20 protein-coding genes are annotated in these 11740 nt (G+C 64.1%); all 20 read right to left on the bottom strand.

From position 1 onward, the window contains the following. Positions 1-115: 115 nt before the first annotated feature. The 20 genes from IEG05_RS14155 to IEG05_RS14065 all read right to left on the bottom strand — a co-directional run bounded on the left by IEG05_RS14155 (position 116) and on the right by IEG05_RS14065 (position 11739). Positions 116-586, bottom strand: coding sequence for a ParB/Srx family N-terminal domain-containing protein (locus IEG05_RS14155; RefSeq protein ID WP_191122282.1), 471 nt, complete (start codon positions 584-586; stop codon positions 116-118). Between the two features lie 55 nt (positions 587-641). Beyond that, entirely contained in the window at positions 642-869 is a 228-nt protein-coding gene (locus IEG05_RS14150) for a hypothetical protein (RefSeq protein WP_191122281.1), read from the bottom strand. Then, positions 866-1396 (bottom strand): hypothetical protein, encoded by a 531-nt coding sequence (locus IEG05_RS14145; protein WP_191122280.1) that lies wholly within the window; start codon positions 1394-1396, stop codon positions 866-868. The genes IEG05_RS14150 and IEG05_RS14145 overlap by 4 nt, the downstream gene beginning before the upstream one ends. A gap of 149 nt (positions 1397-1545) precedes the next feature. Continuing rightward, positions 1546-2118, bottom strand: a complete 573-nt coding sequence (locus IEG05_RS14140) for a DUF6441 family protein (protein WP_191122279.1) — start codon at positions 2116-2118, stop codon at positions 1546-1548. Then, positions 2105-2308: a hypothetical protein gene (locus IEG05_RS14135; RefSeq protein WP_191122278.1), complete on the bottom strand. Its 204-nt coding sequence runs from the start codon at positions 2306-2308 to the stop codon at positions 2105-2107. The genes IEG05_RS14140 and IEG05_RS14135 overlap by 14 nt, the downstream gene beginning before the upstream one ends. Before the next feature lie 168 nt (positions 2309-2476). Further along, positions 2477-2767: a helix-turn-helix domain-containing protein gene (locus IEG05_RS14130; RefSeq protein ID WP_145770281.1), complete on the bottom strand. Its 291-nt coding sequence runs from the start codon at positions 2765-2767 to the stop codon at positions 2477-2479. Further along, the gene (locus IEG05_RS14125; protein WP_191122277.1) at positions 2760-3083 is read right to left on the bottom strand and encodes a type II toxin-antitoxin system RelE/ParE family toxin; all 324 of its coding nucleotides are present in this window, start codon (positions 3081-3083) and stop codon (positions 2760-2762) included. The genes IEG05_RS14130 and IEG05_RS14125 overlap by 8 nt, the downstream gene beginning before the upstream one ends. Before the next feature lie 7 nt (positions 3084-3090). Further along, entirely contained in the window at positions 3091-3675 is a 585-nt protein-coding gene (locus IEG05_RS14120; RefSeq protein ID WP_191122276.1) for a hypothetical protein, read from the bottom strand. Then, the gene (locus IEG05_RS14115) at positions 3672-3956 is read right to left on the bottom strand and encodes a hypothetical protein (RefSeq protein WP_191122275.1); all 285 of its coding nucleotides are present in this window, start codon (positions 3954-3956) and stop codon (positions 3672-3674) included. The genes IEG05_RS14120 and IEG05_RS14115 overlap by 4 nt, the downstream gene beginning before the upstream one ends. A gap of 74 nt (positions 3957-4030) precedes the next feature. Continuing rightward, positions 4031-4504, bottom strand: coding sequence for a crossover junction endodeoxyribonuclease RuvC (locus IEG05_RS14110; RefSeq protein WP_191122274.1), 474 nt, complete (start codon positions 4502-4504; stop codon positions 4031-4033). Positions 4505-4653: 149 nt separating this feature from the next. Next, entirely contained in the window at positions 4654-6042 is a 1389-nt protein-coding gene (locus tag IEG05_RS14105; protein WP_224742830.1) for a hypothetical protein, read from the bottom strand. Beyond that, positions 6035-6508, bottom strand: a complete 474-nt coding sequence (locus tag IEG05_RS14100) for a hypothetical protein (RefSeq protein ID WP_191122273.1) — start codon at positions 6506-6508, stop codon at positions 6035-6037. Before IEG05_RS14100 ends, IEG05_RS14105 begins: the two co-directional genes overlap by 8 nt. After that, entirely contained in the window at positions 6508-7242 is a 735-nt protein-coding gene (locus IEG05_RS14095; RefSeq protein ID WP_191122272.1) for a hypothetical protein, read from the bottom strand. The genes IEG05_RS14100 and IEG05_RS14095 overlap by 1 nt, the downstream gene beginning before the upstream one ends. Continuing rightward, positions 7242-7808 (bottom strand): DUF6511 domain-containing protein, encoded by a 567-nt coding sequence (locus IEG05_RS14090; RefSeq protein ID WP_191122271.1) that lies wholly within the window; start codon positions 7806-7808, stop codon positions 7242-7244. The genes IEG05_RS14095 and IEG05_RS14090 overlap by 1 nt, the downstream gene beginning before the upstream one ends. Further along, entirely contained in the window at positions 7809-8666 is an 858-nt protein-coding gene (locus IEG05_RS14085) for a P63C domain-containing protein (protein ID WP_224742829.1), read from the bottom strand. Positions 8667-8680: 14 nt separating this feature from the next. Further along, positions 8681-9046, bottom strand: a complete 366-nt coding sequence (locus IEG05_RS23345) for a hypothetical protein (protein WP_224742828.1) — start codon at positions 9044-9046, stop codon at positions 8681-8683. A 6-nt stretch (positions 9047-9052) separates the two neighbouring features. Continuing rightward, complete coding sequence (locus IEG05_RS23340; protein ID WP_224742827.1) at positions 9053-9319, bottom strand: hypothetical protein; 267 nt, start codon at positions 9317-9319, stop codon at positions 9053-9055. 6 nt (positions 9320-9325) lie between these two features. Further along, positions 9326-10165: an ATP-binding protein gene (locus tag IEG05_RS14075; RefSeq protein WP_191122270.1), complete on the bottom strand. Its 840-nt coding sequence runs from the start codon at positions 10163-10165 to the stop codon at positions 9326-9328. After that, complete coding sequence (locus tag IEG05_RS14070; RefSeq protein ID WP_191122269.1) at positions 10165-10710, bottom strand: hypothetical protein; 546 nt, start codon at positions 10708-10710, stop codon at positions 10165-10167. The genes IEG05_RS14075 and IEG05_RS14070 overlap by 1 nt, the downstream gene beginning before the upstream one ends. A gap of 102 nt (positions 10711-10812) precedes the next feature. Further along, a complete protein-coding gene (locus tag IEG05_RS14065; protein ID WP_191122268.1) occupies positions 10813-11739 on the bottom strand; it encodes a hypothetical protein in 927 nt (308 codons plus the stop codon). Position 11740: the final 1 nt, after the last annotated feature.

The raw sequence follows: 11740 nt of genomic DNA, 5'->3' as shown, positions 1-11740 counted from the left end.
GAGGAAACAGGCTGCTTTGCTGACGACCTTCGCCCTGGATGTAGCCCATAAACGACAATGCCCCCATCAACTGATGGAGGCATTGTCTTCAGCTTGCTCTCAGACTGCTAGGTTTTCACACAGTCTGAATTGGCGGATTTGTTTCGTCGCCCGGATCGGCATCGCCGAGCAGATCGTCGATCTCCTTGTCGCTGAAACCGGTCAGCGCCAGGTCGAAACCGGCGGCGGACAGATCGGCCAGTTCGGCAGCCAGCAACTCTTCATTCCATCCGGCCTGCAGCGCCAGTTGGTTGTCCGCCAGGATGTACGCGCGGCGCTGAGTAGGTGTCAGATGATCGAGCACGACCACCGGCACGACATCGAGCGCGAGTTTCTGCGCAGCCGCCAAGCGACCATGTCCAGCCAGAATGCCGCCGTCACCCGAGACTAGTAGCGGCGCGGTGAAACCGTACTCGACGATGCTGCTGGCGATCTGCGCCACCTGTGCATCGGAGTGGGTGCGCGCATTTTTGGCGTAGGGCTTGAGCCGGTCCAGCGGCCACAGCTCGATACGGCTGGCCATGGCAGGGGTGAAGGGAGTCGTCATGGATGACCCTCGACGAAAGTGTTGAAACATTCGTCAGGGGGATCTGACGAAGAAATCAACGCAGGCGCTGCGTGATCTCGCGGGCGACGATAGGAATCAGCGCATCAAGGTGCTGGCGCAGAGCGTCGCGCACCAAGGCTTCGAGAAGCTCGGGTGGCCGCTCTGCCGACACCGGCTCCTCGACGGGATCGGGGCGCAGGCCCGCTGCGAAGGCTTTGCCGACCACATCGCTCACATCGGCGTAGTTCGGCTCGTTGGGGTTCCACATCGGGTGGTTCTTCATCGGGCCAAATCCTCCAGGGCTTCACGAATGGCGACATCGAGGATGTCGGTGACGCCGCGCACATCCGGGTCAGCCACCACCAGGGCGACGATCTCGGGCGCGACCTTGCGCGGGATCTGCTGCATCCGATCCCGCAGCTGGCGGGCCAGCTGGAAATACTTGATGTCGACCTCGTCCTTGCTGATGAGCTTGCCCGTGCGCTCTTCGAATTCGAGCTTGGCCAGGCGGGCCGAGTAGGTTTCGCGCACCGCCCGGGCCTTGTGGTAATCGACGCCCCGGGCATCGTCGCTGGCCTGGGGCAGCGGCGGCGGTGCAGCAGGCTGGGACACCGGCTGTGGTCGGGCGGTGGTCACCCTCGGGGTGGTCGGCTGTGCCGTCCGGGTGTGCCGATCCCACTGGGCATCAGCCTTGGCCGGATCGATGCGGCCATCGAGCTCAGGGTGAATGCGGCCCGTGGCAATCGCCTTCTGGACGGCGGACAGCGCCACGCCGCGATGCCGGGCGTAGGCGCGCAAGCTCATGCTCATGGAAATCTCCAACTGGTCGATGGCAAACCGGGTGACCACCGACCACCTGACCACCTATTTTTTGAGTCTGTCGCTAGGCAAGCGTCGCGCTGCGCGCGGCCCCCGCTTTTTAGATGGCCCGGGAGGACCCATCAGATGTGTCAGATGCGTCAGGTCGCACGGGTGAGCTCTTCCCGCAGTGCCCGTTCCATCTGCCGCTGGTACTCACGCAGCGCGACGCTGCGCACGGTGTCGGCCATGCCAAAGCGCGGCTCGACCTTCTGCTGCCGGCGCAGCAGGTACAAGGCCAGGATACGCTTCTCGTCGCGGCGCTCGAACACGGCACCAGCCCGGTAGAACACGTTCTTCTTCGCCAGCATCGGACCCGGCCACTGGCTCTTGGGGATGACGCGGGTCTGCGCGGTCTGGGCCATCGGGCCGACGGGGATCGCCAACTTGCCGGTCTTGGTGCCGCCACTCTCCTGTAGTGCCATGAACCGATCTCGCGACCAGACCTCGGCCATCAGCGTGCGCGGCTTGGCCGGCGTCACACCGATACCCCGGCTGATCCACGGCCGGCGCAGGTTGAAGCGCTCGGGCAAGCCGTCACGCACCGCATCACGGGCATCGAAGGCCGTGCGGGTCAGTGCGCGGGCGGCGGCGTTCGGAACGTGCTGCCGGGCCAGATCCGACAGGTGCTCTGTCGCCTTGGCCACATCGGCGGTGACATCAAGTTTCAGCATCGGCGGACTTCCGGCGGCGTGGGGCGGTTGGGGTGTCGGCGTTGGTGGTCGGCTCGGCAACGATGCCAGCCTGCTGTGCCAGGATCTGTTCAGCAGTGGCGGCATCAATCTCGACCGTCAGGCCAGGGACGAACGAGCGCACGCCTCCGTCGCCGGTGAGGACAACCGGGCGGGTGATGAGGAGTTTCATGGGGAGTCTCCAGAGGTGGAGCAGGTGGGGCGCGTGGCATTGGCCAGGCCCAGAAAGCACAACGCCCACCGGAACGAATCGGGCGGGCGCAGGTATCAGCAGTACGGGATTAATGTACTTTGTGGGGGGCCAGCATTCAAGTAGGTTTGTTGTCGACCCGCAAAATTTTCACGCGTGAATGGCCGAGAGCGCGTCGGGGTTGGCTTCGACGATCTTGAGCAAGGCGCGCGCTGGTCCGGCAGGACGCACTCGGCGCTGCTCCCAGTTCTGAAGCGTCTTGGGCTTAACCCCAATCAGGTAGGCAAACCGACTCTGCGACAGCCCCGTGCGCTCGCGGATTGCCTTGACGTCAGGCTCGGGAAACTCCTGCACACGCACACCGGCCACGGCCTCTCCACGCATATGGCGGCCCATGTCACGCACGCTGCTCAGCAACTCATCGAACTGTTTGTCATTCATCTCGTATCTCCGCTTGCATCACTTCCGCCAACCGCCGCAGCTGATCCGGCGTCAGGTTCGCACTGACATTCTTCGCGTAGGCGTAGACCAGATAGCACTGCTCCTTGCTGACCCAGTGGTAGTAGATCACCCGGGCACCGCCACGCTTGCCTCGACCAGGCAGCGGAACACGCAGCTTGCGCAAACCCCGACCACCGGGGATCAAGTCACCGGCGGCAGGGTTTTCCAGCAAGGTGTTCTGCAACTCGGCCATATCCTCATCCGAGAACAGTTCGGCTGCACAGCGGACGAAGATCGGGAGTTCAACAAAAACCATGGTCACATTATCCGCTAGAAGCGGACACCTGTGCAAATGGCTTTCTGCTGCCGGAACGCTCATAGCCGTAGTACCGAGCCAGCATCCCAAGGGCTGCCACCAGATAGCCCTTGGCCTCATCCCGATCCTGCCGCCGACCGTTCCAGCCTTCACGCTGAGCCCAATCACGGATCGACATCTGCAGCCCAGCCACGTACCACAGCGCCGATCCGGCCGGACCGCCACTGCCTCCCACAGCGTCCAGTGCATCCCGAACCGCACGGGCGGCGCTGGCGTTACGCTCGATCAACATCTCTCCGGGTGCTGTTCCACACGGCAGGCCATCGAGTCGGCTGCTGGCCACGCCACTGGCAAACGCCCGGGCGAAGTCCTGCGAGAACTGCTGCCCGGCGTCGTGCATGGCGCCAGTGATACTGCCGTTTCGGAGCATCAGCGCCAACGTGTCCACGGTGCGGTAGTGGTCGACGGGCTTCTGATCATCGTCCTCCTCGCGCACGTAGCGGATCACGCTGCCATCAGGGCGGATGTGCTCCTCGCCCAGACGAGGTTTGCGTTCGGCTCGCGCCTTGGCCCGTTGGGTTTTCTTGGTCATGGCCGCCCCTCCCCGAGTTGTCCGAGGGTGGCCAGCGCGCCATCGCGGTCGCGCTGTACCGTTACGGACTTGCCCGTGGTCGCCACCACCGTCCAGGTCTCGCCATCGCCCCGGTCGATAACTTCCCCCTCGGCCCAAGGTGTGCTCTTGCGGGAAGCGCTGGTGCGTGCACCGTAGAGCTTGGTGGCGATACCGGTCAGAAACGCCCTGTCCCAATCGTCGAAGATCTCGTCCAGCGGCACGACCACGACGCCTTGCTTGTGCCAAGCGGCCGCGCGCATTGCCCGCAGCTCATCCGCATGGGCTGGTGATGGCGGCGCTATCCGGCCCAAAGCGCAGGGAATCGAAGGTGTGCTCATACGCATGCGACACCCCCTTGGGCCATAGCCCAGCCCAGCAGCGCCAGCGCATCGGCGTGGTTGTCATCGACCGGATCGAAGCCACCCGCCTTGGCCGCTGCGATCATCTCGGCCTTGCCAGCATTGCCCTTGCCCGTCGCGTGCTTCTTGATCGTGCCCACGGATACGCCCTGGTAAGGGATCTGGTGGTGCTCGCACCATGCCGTCAGATGGGCCATGAAGCCACCGTAGGCATGGGCCGCATCGACGCCGGCGTGTTTACGCACCTCCTCGAATACCACCCAGTCGAGCCCGTCGGCGCACTGCTTGATGTCGGTGAGCCAGCGCTTGAAGCGCAAGTAGCGCATGCCGCCGCCTTCAAACCGCTGCGGCTTGAAGGATTCGCTGCCGCCGTTGATGAGTCCGTCGCGACCGACCAGTGCCCAGCCGGCGGTCGTGCCCAGATCAAGGGCCAAAATCGTTGTCGTCATCGTCAAATCTCCTTTTTGACCGAACCTGACCGGCTCCCGGATAACTCCCTATAGGCGTGTACGCGCGCGCGTGTAGGGGTAAATCCATGGCTCGGACAGATTCGGTCAAATCTGTTCAAAATCAATAAGTTGCAAATCTCTGTTTTCAGTCATCGCGGTAGGGCAAACGGGCGCCGTAGTCCTTGGGTTTGAGCGACAAACCCAAGATCGCCTTCGCGCCGGATGAGGTACGCCCACGCTGGAATCCACGGCGCAGCAGTTGCTGCACGAGCCAGCGGCTGGTGCCGATCCGAGCGGGCCAAGCGCTCCACCCCGCCCACGGTGCTGCTGGCCGCGAGCTTGGCTGCGACCTTGCTGCTGTCTGCACGCACAGCGGCGTGGCGACAGACGTGGCGGATCAGATCGGTGGCCGCCAAGGTCTCCTCGGCCCGCCAGCGCTGGCCATCCCACATGAGCCACTTGCCCCAGGCCGCGATGTAGCGCCAGTCGCGCTGGTAGCGCCGGGTAAAACTCACCGCCAGCGCGTCCTCGGTGCCCCAGACCGTAACATCGCTATCGTGAGCATCGTCATGGTCCGTGGCACTCAAATAACCGCAAGGTGCTTGGTCGTCATCGAAGGGCCGCACCGTGATGCGTGGCCCGGTGGCAATTAAGCCCGCAACGTCGAAGCCCTCAGCCAAGGCGTCCGCCGCATCCCAGCCTTCCGGCTTGGCATCAGGTGGCAGCAGAATGGCGCAGGAAGTGGCGCCGGCCATCAGCACTGCTTGCGAGGCGGCCTCGGCATAGCCGAATCCGGGTTTGTCCCGGTCCGGCCAGATGAGCACGGCTTTACCGGAGAGCGGTGACCAATCCGTCTTGTCGACCGGCGCGTTGGCCCCGTGCATCGCCGTGGTCGCCACGATGCCTGCCTCGATCAAGGCCTGAGCGCACTTCTCGCCCTCGACCAGGATCACCTGCTCGGCAGCACCGATGCCCGGCTGGTTGTAGAGCGGGCGCGGCTCGGGTGGCGCCATCTTGCGGCGCTTGGCATCCCAAGGGCGGAACTCCTTGCGACCCGGTGCCGGGTCGTAGCGATAGACACAGGCGATCAGGTTGCCAGCCGCATCCAGGTAGTCCCACTTGGCCGTGGCCGGACCCAGCTCGTCGACCGGGGCTTCCGCCTTCTTGCGTTTCGGAGGATGGCTGGTGGCCCGACCGACCAGTTGCCCGGCGATCTCCAGCACCCGGGCAAAGTCTGCCTGGGTGTCGAGCCCATGGTGGGCGGCGATCAGATCGAAGATGTCACCGCCTTCACCCGTGGCGTGGTCGTGCCACAGGCCAGCCGTTTCGCCCTTGAGCGAGACCTCGAGGCTGTCACCGGGACTGCCCAGGACATCGCCGACCAGGTACTTCTGGCCACGCTTCTTGCCGGCTGGCAGCAGCGTCATCAGCACCGATTCCAGCCGCGCCAGCAGATCGGCACGGATGGCGTCGCGTTGTGCGTTGAGATCACCACCAGCGGGGAAGGCCTGCGGCGGCACCGAATTGAAATCAAGCATGGATCAGTCCTCCCTGTGGCGGATGGTTGTGGGCATGGCAGGTGATGGAATGCACGGGCGCGCTGCAGGCGCCGACCACCGGATCGGTTGGCACTGAAGGCACCGGCACCTTGATCGGCACCTTCTGCCAGTGCGCCTTCTCGTCGGCGAGGTAGCCGGCCTTCCTGGCGATGCAGCGCACGAAGTCCGGATGCAACCCAACCAAGTCGCACCAGCGCGTGAGGCGATCTCCAAGGAGAAAGCGTCGCGCCTCGCGCCGCTGCCGACGGTTCGTCGTGCTCAGGCAGTCGTGAATGGCTCGGGCGATCACTGCTACTACCAGCCGGGACTCCGGAGTCACCAAAAAGGTGTGGCGATTGAGCAGCTTCTCGATGGCCTGCAGGCCGAACAGGGGCTTGGGCGGGGACCAGCGATCCACCCACTCGGTGCGGTAGGTCTTACGCTGCTTGGAAGAGGCGGTGCTCATCACACACCTCCCCAGCAGCGCTGCGTGTAAGAGCAGAACTTGCATTCGAAGTGGCTGGCCTCGGCAAAGCCGCGTGGCAGCAGTTCACCCGCCTCGGTCGCCTGAATCACCCGCACCGCGCGGTCAGACATCTTCTGGGCCAGCGCCGCATGGAAGGGCACCAGCTCGGTGTAGATCTCCATCGAGTCGGCATTCACCGCCGTGAAAATCGCCGGGTGCTCGTGCAGTCCGAGATAGGCCTGATAGGTCACCACCTGGGCGTGATAGATCGGCTTAGAAACCGCTAGCCCCTTCTTGGCCAGATCGGTCCAGGATTTGTGATTGAGCGCTTTGCACTCCCACAGTGCCGGGTAGGCAAAGCCCTCAGGGCCACCGACGAACACGCCGTCGCAATGCCCTTGCAACTTGCCATCGGCCACCGAGAAGCCGAACTGCTGCCCGTCCTTACCTTCGGTCTTGAGCACGAACCCAGCTGCGCGCAGCCAGCTGACCATGGCGTCTTCCATGCGATGGCCGCGCTCGAAGATGCGCAGGATGCGGCCCGAAAACCCCTTGTCCGGATCGACTGGCGCCTGGGCGTACTCGTATTGCAGCTGGCGCTCGCAACTCACCCCGAGGCGCGAGGCCCCGAGATACTGCCGGCGTGCCTGCTGCTGCTCGCGCGCCTGCAGCCCGGCATCGATCAAGGCCTCGAAGCGTTCAGGGAAGGTCGAGGTGGAATTGAAGTCCAACATCACTTCGCCCTCCTACGCTTGCCTGGCTTGGCCGGAGCCGACTCCACGGTTTCCCACGGCAGGTCGTCTTCCAGATCTGCGAACGGATTGGCCGGATCGAAGGCGCTCGTTGCCGGTGCCGGCTCCAACGTGGCCACCGGCTGCGGTGCCTGCGTTTCATAGGGCGCAATCCCCCGCACCGGCGGATACTTCGCCTGTTGGTGGTGCGCCGCCATCGCCTCCGTCCAGCCGGCGACAATCGCCTCGATCACTCGCAGGGCTTCAGCTTCGCTGTACTGGCCAAGGGGCTTATCGAAGCCGATCTCACCGGCCGCTTCGCCGAAAAACTTCAGGCAAGCGCGCATCGCCGAGCGCTCAAATTCAGTCGGATCAACCATCAGCACATCCCCCTGCCTCGGGCCGGTTTTGAGCCAGCAGCCGTAGAGCGCGTGAAACGCGTCCTGGCATCGGCGACTGCAGAACACCCACTCCATCGGGTACCGACGGGGTTCGCCCGCCTTGAAACGGTTGTCGCTGTGCTTGATGCCCCGGGCCTGTCGCTTGCAGACCCAGCATTGGCCGGCCATTCATTGCCCTCCCTCCAGCGCGCCGATCAGAAGGGTCATCTGCAGTGGCTGGCTGCCGAAGGCGGTGGCGCAGCGGGTGTCGAAGTCCCGGTAGGTCATCGACGAGCGCGCGATCATGGTCACCGCGTGGATCTGCTTCTCCAGCAAGGCAAGGCCTCCGTCGGAGAGCCACTGGTGCGCCTTGTCGGAGAGGCGCTTGCGGTTGCGGATCTGCTCGATAATCTCGCGAGGCATGATCACGTCGTACACCCAGCGCAGGGTGATCTGACCGATCACCGCAGGCGGATTCTGCTGGTGGCCCTGGTAGTGCCAGCCGAAGAGGCTGAACAGCGCCCGGTAGTAGTCGGGGCTGAAACGCCGCTCCCAACTGGCCACGCGCTCGCGCAGCAGGCGCGAGATCAAGGCCTGCAGCGCATCGGGCGCGCGGTGGTACTGGTAGCCGGTGGCCTCATCGATCAGCGCGACCTCTCCGGCCTTCGCCAAGGCCTTCAGGATGCGCTGGCAGTTGGGTACCAGGTGCTGGCGCTTGCGGTGCAGACGACCTTCGAGAGCGGCATCGATCACGCCGGAGGCGACCTCGCTGATGACCCCAGCCGGGAAGAAGGCCGTGGTCTGGCCTGAAGGCAGGCGGATGCTGCAGGCGTTTTCCTGCAAGACCTCCGCTGCACCCGGGGCGACATCGGATAGCAAGGTTTTGAGTTGACTGCCGCGCCGTGATTCGTGCAGGCCAATGGCGGTGGCCAGTTGCCGCTGTACATAGCCCCGGGTGCCGTCTTCCAGCACCACGGCCTCCACCGCCAGGTCACCGAAGCGCACCACGCCGTAGTGGCTGGTCGTGAGAATAGGTGTGCTCATCATCGCCACGCCCTTCCTTACTGCGCCCAAGCGGGTTTGCCGCTGGGGACGTTCGAGGACGCTGGACGTGCTCCAGCTGCCGGTGGCGTATAGCTGGGTGATGCGAGCGCTGCCGGCGCACCGGAGTTACCGCCGGGATTTCCCTTGGGCACAACACCCATGATCAGGGCGTAGTCCTTGTGGTCCGGCTCGATGGCGGCCTTGATGGTGTTGCGATCATCGCCCCGGCCATCCTTCTCAATGTCGATGCGTGCGGCGAACTCGAGGCCATCGAGGTCGGCAAAGCCGCTGATGCGACGGGCCGCCTGCGCCTGGGGGCTGTTGTCCCCCGGATGGACGTTGCGCGCGGAGTTGAGCGCAGCCCGGATGAAGGTACGCCCCATGTTCCCTCAGGTCGGTCCCTTGGGAGAGTGCAGGCCCACGTTCCACCAGATCTTGCGTTTGGCAAACGGGCCTTCCAACACTACGCCTTCGCAGGCGAGGTAGACCGCACCCGTCTCGAAGCTCTGGCTGGCCCAGCCGCCAGTCCAGCCTTGGCTTGGGTCATCGAAACCACCCGGCTTAATGCTCATGCGCAGCTTGGCAGCCGTGTTGCGCGGGATGAGGTCGAAGGACTGCTGTTGTTCAGCGTCGTTGAAATCGTTCCAGTTGGACATGGCGGGTTACTCCTGGGACGCGCGGGCGTTCGGGAAATCAGTGGCGGCCGCAGTGCGGCCGAGGCATTTGGCGATGAGCTTTCCGAGGTGGGGTTCCTCGAGGGGGTCGAGCCGGCCGCTGCGGTCCTTGCTCGGGAAGCCCCAGGCGTTGTCCGCGCCGGTGACAAAGGCGCGATACGGCGTGCCGTCATCGGCCTTCAAGATGGCCAGCGTGATGACTTCATCGAGCACGCCCGGCAGCTCGGCCGAGGTCTTGGCGCCTTCGAGTTGCAACTGGTAGATGCGGCGGTTGAAGTCGTCCAGCTTCTCTTCGAGGATGCAGACGTAGATGACGTGCTTGTCGCGCACGTGCTGCAGGTGCGTGAGCGCGCCGATCATCTCGGTGCCCAAGAGGCCATAGGCACCCCGGGTGTCGGGCTTGCCGGTCTTCTCGGAGAAGGCCGCCGGCTGGGTCTTGCACCAGGCCAGGCACATCCGCGAGAGCACGGTCAGGCTGTCGACGAAGTAGGTGTCGTACTTGGCCAGCTGCCCCGGATCGCCGTACTTCTGGCAGACGTGATCGAAATGGGCTTGCGAGAAGGCCTGCTCGGGCGAGGCACTCGGACTCGGCCCGGCCAGGAACACCACCAGGTCCTTGAGCTCCGGCCAGGTGCGCGGACGAAGGGTGTCCCCCGCCCAGTCGAGGATCGACAGATCGCCGGCCTCGGTATCCACCAGCAAGGTGCGCTCGGCATCGAGCGTGCGGATCTGTGAGGTTTTACCGGCACCCGGCACGCCCACGAGGGCGACCTTGGCGCAGCGTTTTTCTGACAAGCGCTGGTCAGCACTGATGATTGGGAGTGCCATCACTTGCCCTCCCCAACGAGTGCCAGGCGGAAGGCCGGCTTGGCGGGTTTTAGGGTGCGGGCAGCCTCGAAGGGACGGCGCAGGGTTTCCGGCCAGGCGGCGAACTTGCGCTCGGACACCGAATACTTCACGTCGATGTATTCGGCCGGATCGTCGCCATTGCTGGCGATGCGCTGCGCGATAGCGGCCAGCTCATCCTGATCCCAGGACACCGATTTCTTGATCTCGACCGTGACGGCCAGCTCGCCATCGGTCAGATGCGTGGTGCCGGTGTCCTTGCCCGCGTCGAGCAGCTGCGCACGAGCAGCGTCGCCGTAGAGGTCATCGAGTGCGGCGGTCAGTTGCTCGCGGGCGTGGCGCAAGCATGAGTCCATTTCGGCGAGCAGCACGGAGAGTTCCTGCAATGCCGGCTTCGGCAGCGCCTTGATACGCTCGCGGGTAAGGTCTTCGAGTTGGAGGGGAAGGCTGCCGATGTCGAGGACGGGGACAGTCGGTTGTGGGGTGGCCGAAGCCGTGGCCGGGAGGGCCGAAGAATGGGTTTGCATTTCGCAACTCCTTGGAGGTTAAGGAGTCACCTATTCTTCGCACGGCTTGGCAGACGTTTAGCCCATGGTTTGGCAGATGATTTGGCAAAGATGCCGATTGACCTATGACCGCCGCAGCCGATATTTCCCTCGCGTGACGATCTCGATGAAAAGCTCGCGCCGCTCCTTACCGCCCATCGCTTTGTCGAGCGTTGGGGCCACGGAGCCGGAGCGCCCTTTGACCTCAGCGGTCCACGATAGCGGAGCACCATCGCGCGCCTTCCAGAAGAGCTCGATGATCTTGGCCTGGATGCCCTCGAACATCACCGGTGCATCCAGATGTTTGAGCTGCAGTCGGCCCGTCTTGGCATCGAACCATTCCTCAAGCTCGTCGGCCGGGTCTGCGGGCAGCCCGACCAGAACCCGCTCCAGCACCCGCAAATCGAACTGCTCCTCGCCGCCCTCCTCGATCAGCAGATCCTTGACAGCGCGCACTTGGTGACCGTTGGGCAAAGCCAGCTTCGGATCGGTCAGCGCCAACACCACACCCCCGGTACCGAACGCCGGGTCGGACAAGGCTGGGGTGATTTGCTCGCCCGGCAGCTCCTTGAGCCGTCGCCCGAAAAACACCGGCGCGAAGACGTGGCTTTTACCGACACGGATCTCACCCAGATACCAGAGATGACGATCGATCAGGCACCGCCTACGCTCTGCAAACCGGGGTTCGATGCCCAGCAGCGCTGACAGACAGTCAAAGAAGGGCTTACGCTGGAAGCGGTAGCGGGTGATTTCAGCCAGAGGGCCGGTGAGGATCACCTTGCGTCGGTGCGGATGTGGGTAGGTGTAGCGACCAGCGGCTTCGTCGACCGTGACCTCCACCTCCTCACGGATGCCTTCTATCACTTCGACATCGATGTGGCTGAAGTAGCCAATGGCGGCGATCCAGCCCCGATCCAGGAGCACACGGCCAAAGCTACCCAAGTCTCTTCCGAACAGCGTGCTGTCCATCCCGTCCAACCGCTCCAGCCGTTGCAGTGTCTCGTTCAGCATC

This window comes from Stutzerimonas kunmingensis, from assembly GCF_014764705.1.
Classification (GTDB): domain Bacteria; phylum Pseudomonadota; class Gammaproteobacteria; order Pseudomonadales; family Pseudomonadaceae; genus Stutzerimonas.
The sequence above is the reverse complement of the archived record's forward strand: the minus strand, read 5'-3'. Positions and strand labels throughout refer to the sequence as shown.

Coding starts and splice junctions, on each gene's coding strand:
- IEG05_RS14090 (WP_191122271.1), bottom strand. CDS start 7,808: ATGGCCGGCCAATGCTGGGTCTGCAAGCGACAGGCCCGGGGCATCAAG.
- IEG05_RS23340 (WP_224742827.1), bottom strand. CDS start 9,319: ATGTCCAACTGGAACGATTTCAACGACGCTGAACAACAGCAGTCCTTC.
- IEG05_RS14100 (WP_191122273.1), bottom strand. CDS start 6,508: ATGAGCACCGCCTCTTCCAAGCAGCGTAAGACCTACCGCACCGAGTGG.
- IEG05_RS14095 (WP_191122272.1), bottom strand. CDS start 7,242: ATGTTGGACTTCAATTCCACCTCGACCTTCCCTGAACGCTTCGAGGCC.
- IEG05_RS14115 (WP_191122275.1), bottom strand. CDS start 3,956: ATGCGCGCGGCCGCTTGGCACAAGCAAGGCGTCGTGGTCGTGCCGCTG.
- IEG05_RS14140 (WP_191122279.1), bottom strand. CDS start 2,118: ATGCTGAAACTTGATGTCACCGCCGATGTGGCCAAGGCGACAGAGCAC.
- IEG05_RS14145 (WP_191122280.1), bottom strand. CDS start 1,396: ATGAGCATGAGCTTGCGCGCCTACGCCCGGCATCGCGGCGTGGCGCTG.
- IEG05_RS14110 (WP_191122274.1), bottom strand. CDS start 4,504: ATGACGACAACGATTTTGGCCCTTGATCTGGGCACGACCGCCGGCTGG.
- IEG05_RS14105 (WP_224742830.1), bottom strand. CDS start 6,042: ATGCTTGATTTCAATTCGGTGCCGCCGCAGGCCTTCCCCGCTGGTGGT.
- IEG05_RS14150 (WP_191122281.1), bottom strand. CDS start 869: ATGAAGAACCACCCGATGTGGAACCCCAACGAGCCGAACTACGCCGAT.
- IEG05_RS14130 (WP_145770281.1), bottom strand. CDS start 2,767: ATGAATGACAAACAGTTCGATGAGTTGCTGAGCAGCGTGCGTGACATG.
- IEG05_RS14135 (WP_191122278.1), bottom strand. CDS start 2,308: ATGAAACTCCTCATCACCCGCCCGGTTGTCCTCACCGGCGACGGAGGC.
- IEG05_RS14065 (WP_191122268.1), bottom strand. CDS start 11,739: ATGCTGAACGAGACACTGCAACGGCTGGAGCGGTTGGACGGGATGGAC.
- IEG05_RS14070 (WP_191122269.1), bottom strand. CDS start 10,710: ATGCAAACCCATTCTTCGGCCCTCCCGGCCACGGCTTCGGCCACCCCA.
- IEG05_RS14155 (WP_191122282.1), bottom strand. CDS start 586: ATGACGACTCCCTTCACCCCTGCCATGGCCAGCCGTATCGAGCTGTGG.
- IEG05_RS14125 (WP_191122277.1), bottom strand. CDS start 3,083: ATGGTTTTTGTTGAACTCCCGATCTTCGTCCGCTGTGCAGCCGAACTG.
- IEG05_RS23345 (WP_224742828.1), bottom strand. CDS start 9,046: ATGGGGCGTACCTTCATCCGGGCTGCGCTCAACTCCGCGCGCAACGTC.
- IEG05_RS14120 (WP_191122276.1), bottom strand. CDS start 3,675: ATGACCAAGAAAACCCAACGGGCCAAGGCGCGAGCCGAACGCAAACCT.
- IEG05_RS14075 (WP_191122270.1), bottom strand. CDS start 10,165: ATGGCACTCCCAATCATCAGTGCTGACCAGCGCTTGTCAGAAAAACGC.
- IEG05_RS14085 (WP_224742829.1), bottom strand. CDS start 8,666: ATGATGAGCACACCTATTCTCACGACCAGCCACTACGGCGTGGTGCGC.